Below are 16,046 nucleotides of genomic sequence, written 5' to 3' on the forward strand. Positions count from 1 at the left end.
AATTCCTGGCACGGTCACGTAAAGGATGGGGGAAAAGATCGCAGCCTTCGCCGACGCGGGCAAACGAAGAATCCTACGGACTTCATTCTGCCAACGACTGACCGTTTACCTGTCCTGACGCGAATTCTCCCCCAGGAACTCCCGATACAGACGTGCCGTGTTCGACGGCTGTTCGACCATCGGCATGTGACCGACGCCGTCCCAGACATCGACCCGCAGATTGGCAATGCCCTTGCTCCAGACCGGCACGCTGCTGACGTCGATCAACCGATCCTTGCGGCCCCAGAGCAACAGCCCCGGGCATTTGATGTCTGGGAGTTTTGGCTCCATTGGCGGGCTGGCGCGAAAGTCGCGGAAGATCTCTTCCAGTTCGTCGCGGCATTGTTCGTAACGCTGGGCAATCGCGTCCAGCACCAGACCGGGCACCCAGGGTGGCGAGGCCATGGTCATCGCATAGAAACGTCGGAATTCTTCCCGGGAATTGATCAGAAACGGATTGTGCCCACGGGCCAGGTGGCGCTCCATGTCGCTGGGCTCGGGCGCGGTGACGCCGGCCGGGTCGATCAGCGCCACCGAAGCGATGCGATCCGGGTAGGTCGCCGCCAGCCACGCGGCAATGTAGCCGCCCATGGAGTTGCCGATCACGTGGACTTTCTCGACGCCGCAGACATCGAGCAACTGGATCATGCGCTTGGCCTGCACCGGGATGTCATAGCCGCCGCCGGCCTTGAAGCCGGTTTCGCCGTGGCCGGCCAGGTCCGGGATGATCACCCGGTACTGCCCGACAAAATGCCGGGCGAAGCGCAGCCACAGGTTCTTTTCGGCGCTGTAGCCGTGCAGCATCAGAATGCTGCTCGATGCTTCATAAGGCCCGCCTTGCCAGGTCGACACGGTCATTTCGGCAATCGGTACTTCAATCTTGTGCAACCGGTACAGCCTGGCCTCCAGGGCCGCGCTCAGATCGTAGAGCCAGTGGCCGACTGCCGGATAACTCAACCAGCTCCAGGCCACGAAAACCGCGAGGGCGACAAACAGCAAAAGCATCGTGAGTCTTCCTTGTTCAAGACAGAATGTGGTCGGCCGGTTTCAGCGCCCGGGTCAACCGGTGATAACTGAAACTGAAGCCCGGAAACATCGCGATCACATGACCGCTCCTGCTTTGATACCAACTGTGGCAGCCGCCGGTTTTCCAGACCGTGCGCTCCATTTCCCGGTGAATCATCTGAGTGTAGGTACGTTCTGCTTCGGGGCGAACTTCGATACTGCGCAGACCTTTGGCCTGAACGGTGCGGATGCAATCGAGGATGTAGTTCATCTGCGATTCGATGATGAACAGCGCCGAGGTATGACCGATGCCGGTGTTTGGCCCGGTGACGATAAACAGGTTGGGGAAGTCCGGCAGGCTGGTGCCGAGATAGGCGCGCGGATATTGCGCCCAGACATCGCGCAGTTGCACGGCGTTTTTTCCGCTGACCGGGTAGGAAATCACGCCGTCGGTGGCGTCGTAACCGGTCGACCAGACGATCAGATCGACGTCGATATGCTGACCGTCCGTAGTGACGATACCGGTTTCGTCGAGGCTGGCGATGCCTTGTTCGCGGCTGTGCAGCATCACATTGGGCCGGGTCAGTGCCGGGTAATAAGTGCTGGAGACCAACACCCGTTTGCAGCCGATGGTGAAGTCCGGTGTCAGTTTTTTCTGCAACTCGGGATCAGCCACCTGGCGTTTGAGAAACTTAAGGGCCTGGCGCTGCACCATGTGAATCGCCGGTTTCGAGTATTTGAAGGCGATGACCCGGGTTTCGAACTGCCAGTAGATCATCCAGCGCAGCAGTTTGTAGGCCGGTTTCAGACCCAGCAGCCAGCGCTGGAACCGCCCGAACGTACGGTCGGCCCGGGGCAGCACCCAATGCGCTGTGCGCTGAAACACGTGCAATTCAGCGACCTTCGGTGCAATCGCCGGAATCACCTGGGCCGCGCTGGCGCCGCTGCCGACGATCGCCACCCGTTTACCGCGATAGTCGTAGCTGTGATCCCAATTGTTTGTATGAAAGGTCTTGCCCTGAAAGCGATCCTGGCCAGGGAAGTGTGGGATAACCGGCTGGCTCAGCGGCCCGGTGGCATTGATCAGGAATTGCGCATAAAAAATGCCCTTGGTGGCTGTGTGTACGGCCCAGCGCTTTTCGTGATCGTCCCATTCGACGCGCTCGACGTTGGCCTGCAGTTCCACCCGGTCGCGCAGGCCGAAACGCTCGACCACATGGTCGGTGTAGCGGTGCAGTTCGGCCTGCTCGGCGAACATTTGCGTCCAGCGGTAAGGTGCAAACGACAGTGAATAGAGAGGCGACGGCACATCCACCGCTGCGCCGGGGTAGGTGTTCTGGCACCAGGTGCCGCCGAAAAAGTCCCGTCGCTCCAGCAAGCGAAAGTCGTCGATACCGGCCTTGAGCAGATTGACCGCTGCGCACTGGCCGCCAAACCCGCTGCCGATGATCAACACTTGGTAGGTTTGCATGGGCCTCCTTCTTAGAGCCTTTTTTCCATTTTCCCCCTTTCATGTATAGCCAATCATTTGCCCGCCGTGTGGTGTAGATGACGGGGCATTCGGCCCGCTGGCCGGTGATGGCTATTTAACGTCGCCCTGTTAGACTCCCAGCACATCCGGTCTGCGGTCTGCGCGGTGCCGTCGAGTGGTCGAGGCCCCTATGGGAAGAACGGGAGGAAAGGGACTTTCACTGGCCAGGAGGCTTTATACATCGCGAACCCTCGGGCTGGTCCTGGGGCTTTTGTGCGTGAGTGTCGCGATGTACCCGCTCGACCCGCCGGCCTGGGTCTGGGCGCTGATGCTGTTCAATGGCCTGGTCTGGCCGCACCTCGCGTATCAATGGGCCCGCCGGGCGACGGTTCCGTACCACGCCGAACACCGCAATCTGTTGATCGACGCCTTTCTCGGTGGCTTCTGGGTCGCCGCCATGCACTTCAATCCCTTGCCCAGTGCCACGACCATTTCGATGATGGCGATGAACAACGTTGCCATCGGCGGTCTGCGTTTTCTGCTGGCCGGGGCGGCGGCACAGTTGCTTGGCGTTGGCGTCGGGCTGGTGGTGTTTGCCCCCGCGTTCGTCCCGATGACCACGCCGGCTCAGCTGTATGCCTGCCTTCCGCTATTGATGCTGTATCCGTTGGCACTGGGCTGGATCTGCTTTCGCCAGGCCTACACCCTCGGCCTGCACAAACGTGAATTGCTGGCTCTGAGCCGCACCGACAGCCTTACCGGTCTGCTCAATCACGGCGCCTGGAAGGATCAACTGGAAGTCGAGTTTCAACGCTGCAAACGCCAGCAGACAGGCGCAGCGATTGCGCTGATCGACATCGACCATTTCAAGTCGATCAACGACACCTATGGCCATGTGGCGGGGGACATCGTCCTGCGTCAGTTGAGCAAGATGCTCAAGCAGAATCTGCGCATGGCCGATGTGGCGGGGCGCTACGGCGGCGACGAGTTTTGCGTGATTCTGCCGGACTTGCCGCTGTTCAACGCTGCGCAGGCGATGGAAGCATTGCGTGAGCGTTTTTCCTTTCTGGTGTACGAACAGAACCCGGCGCTGCAAGTCAGCCTGAGCATTGGTCTGGCCGCGCTCGATCCGGCTCACAGTGATGCAACGCGCTGGCTGAATGACGCCGATGAAGCGCTTTACGAGGCCAAGGCCAGCGGGCGCAATCGGGTCATCTGCTGCAACGATGACAAGCCGCGACGCGAGGTTTTCGATTCGGTTTGAACGGATTGGGTGTCGCATCCGGGATAGAGCCTTGGCGCGATGTCAGGTACGGTTCAGTACCCGACACGAAACAAGGATTGATTCATGACGTTCAATTTCCCTCGTTCCCTGCTGGCCGGCCTGTCCCTCGCTATTGCAGCCTCCGGTGCCTTCGCCGAACCGCATAAGCAAGTGTTGGCCGACGCGGAGCAATACAAGCCCGAAGCCCTGAAACTGCTCGAGCGCCTGGTCAATATCGACTCGGGCTCGGGTTATGAACCGGGTCTCAAGCAGGTCAGCGACATCGCCATCGAAGAGCTGAAAAAGCTCGGCGCCACCATCGAACTGGTGCCCAACACCCCGGAAAAAACCAACCACGTACTCGCCACGCTCAAAGGCACCGGCAAGGCAAAAATCCTGCTGATGGCGCACATGGATACGGTGTTCAAGGAAGGCTCCGCTGCTGAGCGACCGTTCCACATCAAGGACGGCCGCGCCTACGGGCCGGGGGTGATGGACGACAAGGGCGGGATCGTCGCCGGCATCTACGCGCTGAAAATTCTGAAGAACCTCGACTTCAAGGACTATGCGCAAATCACTTTCCTGCTCGATGCCAGCGAAGAAACCGGCTCGGACGTTGCCACCGACCTGATCAAGAAAACCGCCAAACTTCACGACGTCACCCTCAACCTCGAACCGGGTCGCCCGGCCGATGGTCTGGTGGTATGGCGCAAAGGCAGCGCCACCGCGCTGGTCGAGGTCAAGGGCAAGGCCGCCCACGCCGGCGTCGCACCGGAACTGGGGCGCAACGCGGCGATGGAAGCGGCGCATCAGATCCTGCAACTGGGCAAACTGGGCGACGAAGCCAAGAAAACCACCATCAACTTCACCGTGCTCAAGGCTGGCGACCGCACCAACGTGATCCCGGATCAGGCCACGGCCAAGGCTGACGTGCGAGCGGCGGTGCCGGAAGAGTTCGACCGGATCGAGAAGGATCTGGCGCGGGTGTCGCAGGACAAGTTGATTCCTGACACTGAGGTGAAGACTTCATTGCAACGCGGTTTGCCACCGATGCCGCAGACGGCTGAGTCGGATCGCCTGATGGCGATGGCCCAAGGGATCTACGGTGAGATTGGCCGCAAGTTGACCGAAGAAGGCAGCGGTGGGGCAGCGGATGCCAGTTTGTCGGCCGGAGTGGGTACGCCGACGCTGGACGGGTTCGGGATTGTTGGCGGCAACATTCATACGCCGGAGGAATACGCGGAAGTGGAGAGCGTGGCGCCGCGGATTTATCTGTTGTCGCGGATGATTATGGAGTTGGCGAAATAGTAGTTTGATATATCAGAGTTAAGCAGCCGTCGTGAACGTAGGCTGCTTGCTTTGTTTGTAATAAGCCGAATCATAAAGTGTTCATGTTAGTCAGGTTTTTGAGATAGGAAGCAAGCAATTTCTTTGCTTAGAAGAATTATGTTTTCTTCCGATGTGTTGCACAGGTACTCAAATATAGCAAGGTCGTTAATCAACTTGTTTTCTGTGATAGCTTTGTAGAAGTGCTTGTCTGTGGTGATATGATCAGCACATTTAAAGTCCGGTAGAAACTCAGAGATTTTATGGTCTTCGAAAATTTTCTTCTCAACGCTATCGAAGGGTAAGAAGTAAGTGTTAGGGCAGTTTTTGATGTGTTTGTATATTTTTTGATCCCCGTCCAGGATTGAGATTACGTTTTCTGGACTGGAAAGAAAATGTTCTTTTGCGTTGAGCAATAGTAGTTTTATTACATTTGATCCCCCTCCAATTGGTACGATTTTGTACTGGGAAAAATTAGCTGGGCAGTACTTTGAAATCATGAAGATGAGAAAATTTTTTAGCATCTCATCTTCTGTCAGGATGTATTTGTCCCAGCCAGTAAATCCAAACATTATGCTTTTAATATAGTTGTAGGAGGCGGGTATGATATCGCCTTCACCATGAATGTTTGTCATGTAGAAAAGCTCTTTGTTTTTTAATGTTCTCATTAGGGCGAGTGAATGGGTAGTACATACAATATTGACTTTGTATGTTTCGCAGAATGCGCGGAGTCGCCGTATTAAATGGGCTTGGGTCGCCGCATCTAGCGAAATATCTATCTCATCAATTACGATTAGCTTACAGTGGTTGGTAATTTTTCTGTACAAACTGATCAGGAAGAATTCACCTGAGCTTAGGTGGTCTTCTCTAACATATCTGTCACCCTCAAGTGGTATGCAGTAATATTTCGTGTTTTTTATTTTTATTTCAACAAGATTTTTGAATTTGTCACTGGAATAGATGTCGCTTAGAAACTCAATGAGTTCGTGAGGGCACGTAAACCTTCCTAATATGATCGCTGTTCGTATGTCCTTGTCCGCAGTGCTGATACTTTGGAAATGGTTGAATCGTTGGCCATACGGCATTGGCAGCTCGACATCGATAGTTTTTTTTATTTCCTCAGGGATGGCTGACTTACAGTTAAGGCTGTTGATCGATGTGTCGAAAGTGAACTGAAATTCGTTAGTGCCGAACCTGTATGTTACCTCGCTATCGGCTTTGAATATGCCTGATGAGGTGGTCTTGGAGAAGGTGTCCGCAGATCGGAAATTAAGGATTGCTTTGATGAGCGTTGTTTTTCCTATTCCGTTCTTTCCTACAATGCATGTGAGCTTGTTTTCACTCAAGTCAACGCCAAAAGTCAAACTCTTAACATGTTGTATGTTTTTTAGCTCGACTGATAGTTGCATTATAGTTTGTCCGACTTGTGAAGGAACATGTCCACGGTAGTTGTGCCGTATTTCTTTCTTAACTTGTCGAGATAGCTGGGGTCGACTGTGTTGTAGTAGTTAAGATGTCCCGATATTTTTTCTATAGCGCCATCGAAGTCTGATCCTACGATTTTTTTGAATGTCTCTTTGTTGGTGAGGTAATAGTGAAGTTTGATTTCTGTATCTTGTTTGAATTTTATGTCTATGGATACTTTTCCGTTTGGAAGGATTACCATTCCTAGTAGCTTGATTTTGTTCCCTGTCTGAGTGTGTTTGCTTTTTGCATCATTGATCGAGAGTTTGTTTTTTGTAATTTCGGATAACTTTTGCGATATGTATTTTTCAGCCTCAAATATTGAGTTTTTTTCCATGGAGGAAATGATTATGTCGTCAGAGTATCTAGAAAAAACTAATGAGTTGCTTTTACAGTATTCTTGAAGAGTGTTGTCGAAAGTAAAAAGGCATGCATTGCTGAGAGTTGGTGAGGTTGAGAAGCCCACAGGTACTGAGTTGTTGACTGTCAAGGTTTTTACTATTTTTTCAATGTGATCTTGAATATCAGATATTGGACATTGTTCGATATTTTTGAGAATTGTCTCTTTTACCATGTCTTCGTCAATGCTGTTGAAGAAGTTTTTTATGTCGGTCTGAAAGAAATATTTGCTACGGGAATGCTTAGATACTGCATCTACGGCATTTACCCCTTTTCTGTATGAAAAAACAACGTCTTCATTTGTATCTAGATGATCAAGAAGTATCAGTTTTATGAAGGAGTGAAAGGTTCTTAGTTTTTTGTTTGGTACGTGTACTTCTCGATCATTGTATTTTTTTGTTTCGTAAAGACTGGTTATGTCGCCTGTGTCTAACTCAGGAAATTCGAATTTCCCCTGATGCATTGCGACTAACAGCTCTTTTAGAGGTCTTTTGTTCATTTTTTACGCCTTGGGAAGACTGCCGCAGCGAGAATACGACTTCGACAAAATATGCCGCAAAGTATCGTGTGAAACAATCGTTTCTAAAAAAAGAGAAGAAGGAGTTCCTGACGTAGGAAAAATGTTTCCTAAGGACGTGATGGGTAGGAAATTTCGGATCAGGTACGGATGAAAAGAATCGATCTGTAGCTGTAATCGATCAAAAGAAGTACGTATCTATTTTGACGACAGAGGATGAGACGACAAGAAACTGTCTGCTTGCGTAGGAGGTTTTACTATTTGTGTGCCTCTTAGCTCAACGCTAAAAGGCACACAAACGTAAAAGGAGACTAGACACCTGTAGAGGCCAGATTTGATGACTGGAGATGCTCCTAGTCACTGGCATGACTCGGACTGTAGATCAAGGAGTCTTGGAAAACAAGGTGTGAATTGGTGCGTAGTCTGAGCGGTCGTGGATGTAGGTGCTTTGGGCTCTTCGAACCCTTAAGCCCTTGTCTTTTTTGCGCACAACTTTCCAAGACCTTTCCTACAACGTACCCTGTTGCCGCGTTTCGGTGCCGACCCCTATAGTCTGGGCTCGCGGAAAAACTCCGCGAACGACCTTGGCCGGTCGGGCAGGCAAAACGCTACAGCGTCATCGTCCAGACATTCTCGTGCCTGGATTCGCTTTATGGCAGCTGTGCGCGGGACACCTTCGGGTGTGCCGGATGTGGTCTGCCCGGTCGGCCAACCCGCACACAGCCGCCACCTTCTTCGCTTGGCCGCGAACGGTGGTTGCTCTATTGGAGTTACACCATGACCGATCAAGTAATCCCCCGCTACCTCCCCATCGACACCTACGACGCCGAATCCCCGGTGCTCTTCATCAATACTCAAAAAGAACTCAGCGACATGGCCGCGTGTGCGATGCACCGTTTTGTGGTCGTGCGCGATCTGGCAGACACCTTTTCCAGTCTCGACCTCAAGGGCATTTCCGATTGTGATCTGACGCGCATTACCAGCGCGGTGCATCTGTTGATGCGAGAGGGATGCGCCATTCTGAACGTGATTCAGACGCGGGCATTAAAGCGGGAGGAGGGCTTCAAAACGGCGGTCTAGCGGTTTCGCGGCGGGCGCCATGCGAGTGGACTCGTAATGGCGTCGGGCCGCTCTGCCTCTTTGTAGCGTGGTGCGCGGTTACTCTTTGACGCTCATGTATTCCTTGGCCCAGAGAATGTATTCCTCAGGCTGGGTGTAGGTGTGAGTCAGTTCGGTGGCGCTCAGGTCCGAGGCCTGGGTGAAGATCTGGCGTTGTTCGCGCAGGCTGTCGTAAGTCGCCTTGATCGCCGCGAAGTAGGCACCGTGGCCGTCGATGGTGACGCGCACACCCAGTTCGGCCAGGCGTTTGTCGTCGCGCAGTGCAGGGTTGCCGTAGGTCACCAGCATCAGCGGGACGGTCAGGTGTTCGGCGATCTGCTCGAGCTGATCGAAGTCCTGGATACCCACCATGCAGATACCGTCAGCGCCAGCAGCTTGATACTGCTTGGTACGGCTGATGATTTCCTGGTTCGGCAGGATGCCGGCGTTGGTCCGGGCGATGATCGCCATTTCCGAATCGACCCGGGCTTCCAGTGCCGCGCGGATCTTGCCTACGCCTTCGGCGACGGTGATCAGGTCGGTGGATTTTCGGCCGAATTGAGCTGGCAGCAAGGTGTCTTCGATGGTCAGCGCGGCGACGCCGGCACGTTCCAGTTCGACAATGGTGCGCATCACGTTCAGGGCGTTGCCGTAGCCGTGGTCGGCGTCGGCGATCACCGGCAATTGGGCGACGCGGCCAATGCGGGTGGCCTGTTCAGCGAATTCGCTGAGGGTGATCAGGGCAAAGTCCGGAGCGCCCAGCACCTGCAACGAGGCGACCGAGCCGCCGAGAATCCCTACTTCAAAACCCAGGTCAGCGGCGATGCGGGCGGACATCGGATCGAACACCGAGGCGGTGTGATAGCAGGTGTCGGAAGCCAGCAGCTGACGGAAGTTACGGCGCAAATCTTGATGAGAAAGCCTGGTCATACGAGTTCCACCAATACAAAGGAATGGAAAGGCTTGAGCAAAGGTGTCAACGCCGAAGGTGAAAAGGCTATCACGCCAATGGGTCAAGGATCATGACGAATTAACGAGGAAGTTAACCAGGAAAAACCTGTTCAGGTGCTTTCTCTACAGGAATGTGCGCTCAGGCCGCCACCGCCTGCTGCTGTTGATTGGGCAACGGCACCGCCCGCACCGAGTTGCCTGGCTGCAGTTGCAGGCGTTTGGCAGTGAGGCGGTCGATCACCAGACTGCTGCCGACCCGACGTCCCGGCGCGACGGTAATGCGACAGTTTTCCAGGCGCCGGTTGTGGATCAGCCACAGCGGCGCCTGATCGTCAGGCGTGCCGATGCTCAGGGTCAGTTCCAGACTGTCGCGCACGGTGCGGATATTGCGGATCGGCGCCTCGATCACCGGGCCGCCGTCGAAGATGTCGATGTAGCCTTTGTGAGCGAAACCCTCGGATTGAAGAATTTTCAATGCCGGCTCGGTGTTGGGGTGGGCCTGGCCGATCACGGCCTGGGCCTGTTCGGTGAGCAGGCAGGTGTACAGCGGCTGGCGTGGCATCAGTTCGGCGATGAACGCCTTGTTGCCCAGCCCGGACAGGTGGTCGGCGTGGCTGAAGTCCATCTGGAAGAAGTGCCGCCCCAGACTGTCCCAGAACGGCGAACAGCCTTGTTCGTCGGCACTGCCGCGCAGTTCGGCGATCATCTTTTCGCCGAACAGGTGCGGGAATTCGGCAACAAACAGCAAGCGCCCCAGCGACAGCAGGCGACCATTGCTGCCGTGGCGCTGATCGTGGCGCAGGAACAGCGAGCAGAGTTCCGATTGGCCGGTCAGTTCATTGTTGAGGAACAACGTCGGAATCTGCCGCTGAATGCCCAGGTCCGGCGCCGAGCTGACGGTCAGCCCGACCCGATAGTTGTACCAGGGCTCACGCAGGCCGACAGCTCCGGCCAGGGCGCTGACACCGACCACTCGCTGTTCGTCGTCTTCAAGCACAAACAGATAATCGGCATCGGCCCGTTCGACCTGCTCGGCGAAGGCGCGCTGTGCCCAGCGTACCCGGTGGGCCAGGCGATCTTCGTTGGCGGGCAGGGTGGTGAACCCCGGCCCGGCCTGTTGCACCAGCGTCATCAACGCTGGCAGGTCGCTGACTTGGACCGGACGGACAATCATGCTGCAACTCCTTTTGCGCGCCTGCTCGGGCACTGTCGTTGGGTAGGGGCGCGGTTCACAGGGCGATCAACCGGATCGTGCCGCCCGCGCGGACGTTGAGCGCCGCGCACAGGACCGGGTCGAGCGCCAGGGGCTGGCCGGGCTGGAAATCCAGCTCGGCGACCACCGCCCGAAAGCCATGCAGAGCATCATTGCTCACCAGATAACGACCGCGGGCATCGATCAGGGGTTCCTCCCGAACCGTGGCGGTCTGGCTCCGGGTGATCGAACGGATGTTGGCGGTGCGTGCATACAAGGTCGGGCCGGCATCGAACAGATCGATGTAGCTGTTGGTTTCAAAACCCTCGCGCTCGAGGATGTCGAAGGCTTCCTGACCGTCCGGGTGGATGCGGCCGATGCAGTCCTGTGCCGCCTGCGGCAGCATCGGCACGTAGATGGGGTATTGCGGCATCAGTTCGGCGAGAAACGTTCGGCTCTGCAAGCCGCACAGGCGTTCGGCCTCGACGTAGGGCAGGTCGAAGAAATGTTTGCCGAGCGCATCCCAGAACGGCGAATTCCCTTGCTCGTCGCTGTAGCCGACGATTTCGGTGATCACCGCTTCGGCAAAACGCGGCGCGTGGGCGGCGATGAACAGCAAGCGGGCCCGCGACAGCAATTCGGAAAACGGCGTGCGCACCAGCGCTTCATCGATGTGAAAACCGCGCAGCAGCGTGTGGCCGCTCAGGTCGTGGCACAGCGACAGCGCCGGCACGCCATGCTCGATGTTCAGCTCCCGCGAGGCACTGGTGAAGTGACGGTTGCGCAGGCTGTAGAACGGCTCGTTGAAACCTGCGGTGGCGAGGATCTCCGAGCAGCCGACCAGTCGGCGGGTGTCCAGGTCCTCGAGCACGAAGAAGTAATTCTCCGGGCCCTGAGCCGCCGCATCGCTGTCGAACGAGGCGCAGGACGCGGCGATTTTTTCGCCCAGGTGCTCGCTGTCGTCCGGCAGGGACGTGACGCCTACCAGGCTGTCGCGCGCCAATTGTTGCAATTGAGGCAGGTCGTTTGGCTCGACTGGACGTAAGACCAGCATGGATGCACTCCTGTATCAAAAGGTTCGGCCCATTCGCCGAACCTGACTATCACTGTCGGTTTCCACGCGTTAAAGCGGCGGTCGCCTGATTTGTTGTCAGACGCCGCTCTTTTTCTTGTCAGCCGTTGCTCGGGTCAGGCAGCGCGGTACTGGTGCCGAGCTTGTTCAGGAAGAACAGGTACACCAGACCCAGCGCGATCCAGATCAGGCCGAGTTTCTGTGCATCGACGCCCATGTTGTACATGATGGCCGCGACGATGATGAAGCCGATCACCGGGCAGATCAGGTGACGGATCACCTGACCGGATTTCTGCCGGCGCCAGTAATAATTGATCACGGTCAGGTGCAGCAGCATGAAGCCGCTCAGGGCGCCGAAGTTGACCAGCGAAGTCAGGGTGTCCACCGAATTGATGAACAGATAGCAGATCACCAGCGACAGCACGGCCACCAGATAAATGCTCAGGTACGGCGTATTGTGTTTCGGGTGCACCTTGGCCAGCACTTTCGGCAACTTGCCGTCACGGGCCATACCGAACAGCAGGCGCGAGACCGCCGCTTGCGAAGTGATCGCCACCGCCACACCCCAGGCCAGGGCCGTGGCCACGCCGGTCAAGGTTGCGAGCCAGCTGCCAGCGGCGATTTCGGCGATTTCATAGAACGCGGTGTCGGCGGACTTGAAGCCCATGCCGGCTGCCAGATCGGTAGCGATCCAGGTTTGCGCGACGAAAATCACACCCATCACCACCAGGGTGATCAGCGCTGCTTTGCCGACGCTGCGGCCCGGATCGCCCTTGATCTCTTCGGCGAGCGTGGAGATCGCATCGAAACCGAGGAACGACAGCACCGCAATCGACACCGCTTGCATCAGCAGGGCGAAGTTGAAGGTTTCCGGGTGATACAGCGGCGCGAGGGTCAACTGGCCGTTGCCGCCACCGTTGTGCAGGGCATTCCAGGCGTAGAACAGGAAAATCCCCAGCACCACGAGTTGCGCCAGCAGGAACAGGATGTTCATGCGGGCGGTGAAGGTGATGCCACGCAGGTTGACGAAGGTCGCGCTGACCAGGAATGCCAGAATGAAGCCGACCTTCGGGATGTCCGGGTACAAGTGGTTGAGCGCCATCGCCGCATAGACGTAAAGCAGCGGCGGGATCAGTAGATAGTCGAGCAGCATCAGCCAGCCGGCGATGAAGCCGACGTGTTGATTCAGGCCCCGTTGCGCGTAGGAATACACCGATCCGGCAATCGGAAAGGCCCGGGCCATGCTGCCGTAGCTCAGCGCGGTGAAGACCATCGCCACCATGCCGATGATGTACGCCAAAGGCACCATCCCCGGTGCCTCGGCGTTGACGTAGCCATACACGCCGAACGGGGCGATGGGGATCATGAAGATCATCCCGTACACCACCAGGTCGGTCAGTGTCAGGCTACGTTTCAACTCCTGTTTGTAGCCGAACTCTTCTATTTCCATGAAGCGCAACTCCTTGTCAGCCAATCGGTCGTTTTAGTTGTTATTTCGGTCCGTCGTTTACAGCGTCAGCAGTGGTTACAACAATCCTTACAGCAATGGAGCCAGATAATTTGCCCAGCGGTTCACCGCTTCCGGGCTGCGCAGCAGGTCGTTGCGCACTTCGATCAACACCGACGCAAGACCCCGGGCATCGCCGTGCACCGGTACGGTCATGTCGCCCAGCGGGTCGATCTTGTACGGCTGATTGCCGGCGACCTTCAGTGGATGTTCGCCGAGGCCGTCGAGCATCCGTTGGGCATAGGCCCTTGCCTGGCCGAACAGCACGCCGACTTCCAGCTCGCGCGGCTGGCCGTAGTACACCGGGGTGAAACTGTGAATCCCCACCACCCGCACCGGCCGACCTTCAGCCAGACGTGCATCGATCAGTTGTTGCAGGCGCGTGTGAAACGGCTTGAACAGGCACTGACGCCGGTATTCGCGGGTGGCCTCGTCGAGTTCGCGGTTGCCCGGCACCTGATAGATCTCGCTCTGCGCCGGGATGCTGTCGGGCGCATGCCGGGGGCGGTTGAGGTCGATCAGCAGGCGCGAATAGTTGGCGCTCAACAGCGTCGCGCCCAGTTGCTCCGACAGCTGCTCGGCCAGCGCCAGGGCACCGATATCCCAGGCAATGTGCTCACGGGCAGCCGTTTCATCCAGGCCCAGATTGTTCAGGGCCTCGGGGATGTAGCGGCTGGCGTGTTCGCACACCAGAATCAGCGGGTGCGTCGAATCTTCACGGCTCAGGTTGTAGACCGGTCGGGTGTACAACCCAAGCTCGGCGGATTCAGTACAGGCGTGCATAGTGCTCACAAAGGTCAGCGGGCGAGAGCTGTTCCGTCAGCGCCAGTTCCTCGGTTTTAAGGGCGAAATAAGTGTCGAGCAACGCACTTGGCAGCGCTTCGACCAGCGCTTCACTGCGACGCAGGCAATCCAGTGCCTGGGCCAGGGAGGCGGGCAGGGCAACGATGCCCCGGGCCTTGCGTTGTTCGTCGTTGAGTGAATCGGGTATTTCATCGGTGATTGCGTTCAGCGCCAGACGCTGTTCGATGCCCAGGCGTCCGGCGATCAGCAGCGCAGCCATTGCCAGATGCGGCGAGGCAGTGGCGTCCATGGCGCGGAATTCGAGGTTGTATTGCTTCGCCACGGGTTTGTTGCCCAGGCTCACGGTCGGGCAGATACGCAGCGCCGCTTCGCGGTTCTGCTGGCCCAGGCAGGCGTAGGACGCGCTCCAGTGGTGCGGCTGCAAACGTTCATACGACACCGGTGTCGGCGCAGTGAACGCACATAGCGCCGGCAAGTAATGCAGCACGCCCGCCGCCCAGTGCTGGCCGAGGGTCGACAGACCATTGCTGGTGCCGGAGTCGTAGAGCATTGGCTGCCCGGCCAGATCGAGCAGGCTGACGTGCAGGTGCACGCCATTGCACACCGCGTCGGCGGCAGTCTTCGGCGCAAAACTCAGATCCAGCCCCATCTGCCGGGCGATTTCGCGAGTGATCTCGCGCACGTTGACCGCGCGATCCGCCGCCGCCACGCCGAGAGTCGGGCGGCAGGTGATTTCGTATTGGTGCTTGCCGTATTCCGGCAGGAACATTTCCGGCTCGACGCCCCCGGCGCGCAACGCGCTGAGCAGCCAGCCGCCGAATTCGGCGCCCTGGCGCTGGGCTTCGAGCGAGAACGCCAGATGTTCGGCAAACCCGGCGTGCAGGTTGAATTCGTGTTCGAACGCGGCATTGACTTGCAAGCCGAGTTCATCACGATAGCGCTCGACCTCGTTGCGCAACAGCGTGCGCGGGCAGGCGGCCCAGGGCCGGCCATCGGTCTCGCGGATATCGCCGTGAATGAAATCCAGTGCTGGCGCTGCGGCGTCCGGGCCGTTGCCGACAGTGACGCGGCTGGCCAGATCGGGAATCAGCCGCAGGTCGCCATAAGCGCCCCACGGACTGGTTGAAGCGATGACGTCCTGCGGCGTCAGCGCGCTGTTGGCTGGCACCCAGCCGCAACCGGCGGCTTGATAGTGTTCCAGCTCATCGCTGGGAAACGAACGGCCACGGGTGACGCCGATCAGGTCGGTGGTGACGATAGTGGTCATCGGCAGCGGCGACAGGCGTTCGCTCATGGTTGCATCTCCTGCAACCGGCCGAGCACGGTGTCGGTGTCGGTGATCCAGCAGTAGCCCTTGATCGCGTTCAGGCAGGCGTCGTGGCGTGCTTCGGTGTAAGTCGCGCAGGCGTCCGCCACCAGTGTGACGAGATAGCCACGGTCAGCGGCATCGCGCACGGCCATGTCCACGCACTGGTCGGTGACGATGCCGGCGATGATCAGGTGACGGGTTTCCAGATTGCGCAGCACGTAGTCGATGTTGGTCGAGTTGAAGACCCCGGACGAGGTCTTCGGCAGCACGATTTCGTTTTCCATCGGGGTCAGTTCGGCGATCACCTGTGCCTGCGGGCTGCCTTTGGGCAGGTGCATGTCCGACAGCTTGTGATCCAGCGAGCGGTCACGGCCGTCGGCGGTCAGGCTTTCGATCAGGGTATGCAGCACGTTCTGCCGTGCGTCGCGGAAGGCGTTGAGCAGGCGAACCTGATTGGGCACCACTTGCGAGCGCGTGCGATTGAGGAAATACGCGGCGTCCGGGCCTTCGAGGTGCGGGTCGAACTGCGGCTCGAGCCAGGCGCGCTGCATGTCCACCAGCAACAGGGCGGTGTGGTCGGTGACAAACGGCAGGTCCCGTGGCGAGCGATGGGGAAGGCTGAACATCC

General features: G+C 57.4%; 14 protein-coding genes. 3 read left to right on the forward strand and 11 right to left on the reverse strand.

What is annotated here, in order from left to right; all coding sequences use genetic code 11:
• Positions 1–105 precede the first annotated feature (105 nt).
• Together IHQ43_RS10670 and IHQ43_RS10675 are read right to left on the reverse strand one after the other, a co-directional pair.
• Complete coding sequence (locus tag IHQ43_RS10670) at positions 106–1,044, reverse strand: alpha/beta fold hydrolase (RefSeq protein WP_192564299.1); 939 nt, start codon at positions 1,042–1,044, stop codon at positions 106–108.
• 16 nt (positions 1,045–1,060) lie between these two features.
• Entirely contained in the window at positions 1,061–2,515 is a 1,455-nt protein-coding gene (locus IHQ43_RS10675; protein ID WP_192564300.1) for a flavin-containing monooxygenase, read from the reverse strand.
• A gap of 190 nt (positions 2,516–2,705) precedes the next feature.
• On the opposite strand from IHQ43_RS10675, the gene IHQ43_RS10680 reads away from it, so the two are divergent.
• Positions 2,706–3,779, forward strand: coding sequence for a diguanylate cyclase (locus tag IHQ43_RS10680; protein WP_192564301.1), 1,074 nt, complete (start codon positions 2,706–2,708; stop codon positions 3,777–3,779).
• A gap of 84 nt (positions 3,780–3,863) precedes the next feature.
• Entirely contained in the window at positions 3,864–5,087 is a 1,224-nt protein-coding gene (locus tag IHQ43_RS10685) for a M20/M25/M40 family metallo-hydrolase (protein WP_192564302.1), read from the forward strand.
• An 86-nt stretch (positions 5,088–5,173) separates the two neighbouring features.
• On the opposite strand, the gene IHQ43_RS10690 is transcribed toward IHQ43_RS10685, so the two are convergent.
• Together IHQ43_RS10690 and IHQ43_RS10695 are read right to left on the reverse strand one after the other, a co-directional pair.
• On the reverse strand, positions 5,174–6,514 hold the full coding sequence (locus IHQ43_RS10690) for an ATP-dependent nuclease (RefSeq protein ID WP_192564303.1): 1,341 nt from the start codon (positions 6,512–6,514) through the stop codon (positions 5,174–5,176).
• On the reverse strand, positions 6,514–7,467 hold the full coding sequence (locus tag IHQ43_RS10695) for a reverse transcriptase domain-containing protein (protein ID WP_192564304.1): 954 nt from the start codon (positions 7,465–7,467) through the stop codon (positions 6,514–6,516). Before IHQ43_RS10695 ends, IHQ43_RS10690 begins: the two co-directional genes overlap by 1 nt.
• A 795-nt stretch (positions 7,468–8,262) precedes the next feature.
• Between IHQ43_RS10695 and IHQ43_RS10700 the strand changes: the two genes are divergently transcribed.
• Positions 8,263–8,565, forward strand: a complete 303-nt coding sequence (locus tag IHQ43_RS10700; protein ID WP_192564305.1) for a hypothetical protein — start codon at positions 8,263–8,265, stop codon at positions 8,563–8,565.
• A gap of 78 nt (positions 8,566–8,643) precedes the next feature.
• Here IHQ43_RS10700 and IHQ43_RS10705 read toward each other — a convergent pair whose 3' ends face one another.
• The 7 genes from IHQ43_RS10705 to IHQ43_RS10735 all read right to left on the reverse strand — a co-directional run bounded on the left by IHQ43_RS10705 (position 8,644) and on the right by IHQ43_RS10735 (position 16,044).
• The gene (locus IHQ43_RS10705; RefSeq protein WP_007956238.1) at positions 8,644–9,513 is read right to left on the reverse strand and encodes an isocitrate lyase/PEP mutase family protein; all 870 of its coding nucleotides are present in this window, start codon (positions 9,511–9,513) and stop codon (positions 8,644–8,646) included.
• Between the two features lie 160 nt (positions 9,514–9,673).
• Positions 9,674–10,708, reverse strand: coding sequence for an arginine N-succinyltransferase (gene astA, locus IHQ43_RS10710; protein ID WP_134023093.1), 1,035 nt, complete (start codon positions 10,706–10,708; stop codon positions 9,674–9,676).
• 55 nt (positions 10,709–10,763) lie between these two features.
• Positions 10,764–11,780, reverse strand: coding sequence for an arginine N-succinyltransferase (locus tag IHQ43_RS10715; protein WP_192564306.1), 1,017 nt, complete (start codon positions 11,778–11,780; stop codon positions 10,764–10,766).
• A gap of 118 nt (positions 11,781–11,898) precedes the next feature.
• Positions 11,899–13,248, reverse strand: a complete 1,350-nt coding sequence (locus IHQ43_RS10720; protein ID WP_192564307.1) for an APC family permease — start codon at positions 13,246–13,248, stop codon at positions 11,899–11,901.
• An 87-nt stretch (positions 13,249–13,335) separates the two neighbouring features.
• Entirely contained in the window at positions 13,336–14,088 is a 753-nt protein-coding gene (locus IHQ43_RS10725; RefSeq protein WP_192564308.1) for an N-formylglutamate amidohydrolase, read from the reverse strand.
• Positions 14,072–15,403, reverse strand: a complete 1,332-nt coding sequence (locus IHQ43_RS10730) for a glutamine synthetase (RefSeq protein WP_192564309.1) — start codon at positions 15,401–15,403, stop codon at positions 14,072–14,074. The genes IHQ43_RS10725 and IHQ43_RS10730 overlap by 17 nt, the downstream gene beginning before the upstream one ends.
• A complete protein-coding gene (locus tag IHQ43_RS10735) occupies positions 15,400–16,044 on the reverse strand; it encodes a cysteine hydrolase family protein (RefSeq protein WP_192564310.1) in 645 nt (214 codons plus the stop codon). The genes IHQ43_RS10730 and IHQ43_RS10735 overlap by 4 nt, the downstream gene beginning before the upstream one ends.
• Positions 16,045–16,046 lie beyond the last annotated feature (2 nt).

Source organism: Pseudomonas gozinkensis (assembly GCF_014863585.1).
GTDB classification, from domain to species: Bacteria; Pseudomonadota; Gammaproteobacteria; order Pseudomonadales; family Pseudomonadaceae; genus Aquipseudomonas; species Aquipseudomonas gozinkensis.

Bases quoted from the DNA above. Each gene is read 5' to 3' on its own strand.
- IHQ43_RS10670 (WP_192564299.1), bottom strand. From the start codon at position 1,044: ATGCTTTTGCTGTTTGTCGCCCTCGCGGTTTTCGTGGCCTGGAGCTGG.
- IHQ43_RS10675 (WP_192564300.1), bottom strand. From the start codon at position 2,515: ATGCAAACCTACCAAGTGTTGATCATCGGCAGCGGGTTTGGCGGCCAG.
- IHQ43_RS10680 (WP_192564301.1), top strand. From the start codon at position 2,706: ATGGGAAGAACGGGAGGAAAGGGACTTTCACTGGCCAGGAGGCTTTAT.
- IHQ43_RS10685 (WP_192564302.1), top strand. From the start codon at position 3,864: ATGACGTTCAATTTCCCTCGTTCCCTGCTGGCCGGCCTGTCCCTCGCT.
- IHQ43_RS10690 (WP_192564303.1), bottom strand. From the start codon at position 6,514: ATGCAACTATCAGTCGAGCTAAAAAACATACAACATGTTAAGAGTTTG.
- IHQ43_RS10695 (WP_192564304.1), bottom strand. From the start codon at position 7,467: ATGAACAAAAGACCTCTAAAAGAGCTGTTAGTCGCAATGCATCAGGGG.
- IHQ43_RS10700 (WP_192564305.1), top strand. From the start codon at position 8,263: ATGACCGATCAAGTAATCCCCCGCTACCTCCCCATCGACACCTACGAC.
- IHQ43_RS10705 (WP_007956238.1), bottom strand. From the start codon at position 9,513: ATGACCAGGCTTTCTCATCAAGATTTGCGCCGTAACTTCCGTCAGCTG.
- astA (WP_134023093.1), bottom strand. From the start codon at position 10,708: ATGATTGTCCGTCCGGTCCAAGTCAGCGACCTGCCAGCGTTGATGACG.
- IHQ43_RS10715 (WP_192564306.1), bottom strand. From the start codon at position 11,780: ATGCTGGTCTTACGTCCAGTCGAGCCAAACGACCTGCCTCAATTGCAA.
- IHQ43_RS10720 (WP_192564307.1), bottom strand. From the start codon at position 13,248: ATGGAAATAGAAGAGTTCGGCTACAAACAGGAGTTGAAACGTAGCCTG.
- IHQ43_RS10725 (WP_192564308.1), bottom strand. From the start codon at position 14,088: ATGCACGCCTGTACTGAATCCGCCGAGCTTGGGTTGTACACCCGACCG.
- IHQ43_RS10730 (WP_192564309.1), bottom strand. From the start codon at position 15,403: ATGAGCGAACGCCTGTCGCCGCTGCCGATGACCACTATCGTCACCACC.
- IHQ43_RS10735 (WP_192564310.1), bottom strand. From the start codon at position 16,044: ATGTTCAGCCTTCCCCATCGCTCGCCACGGGACCTGCCGTTTGTCACC.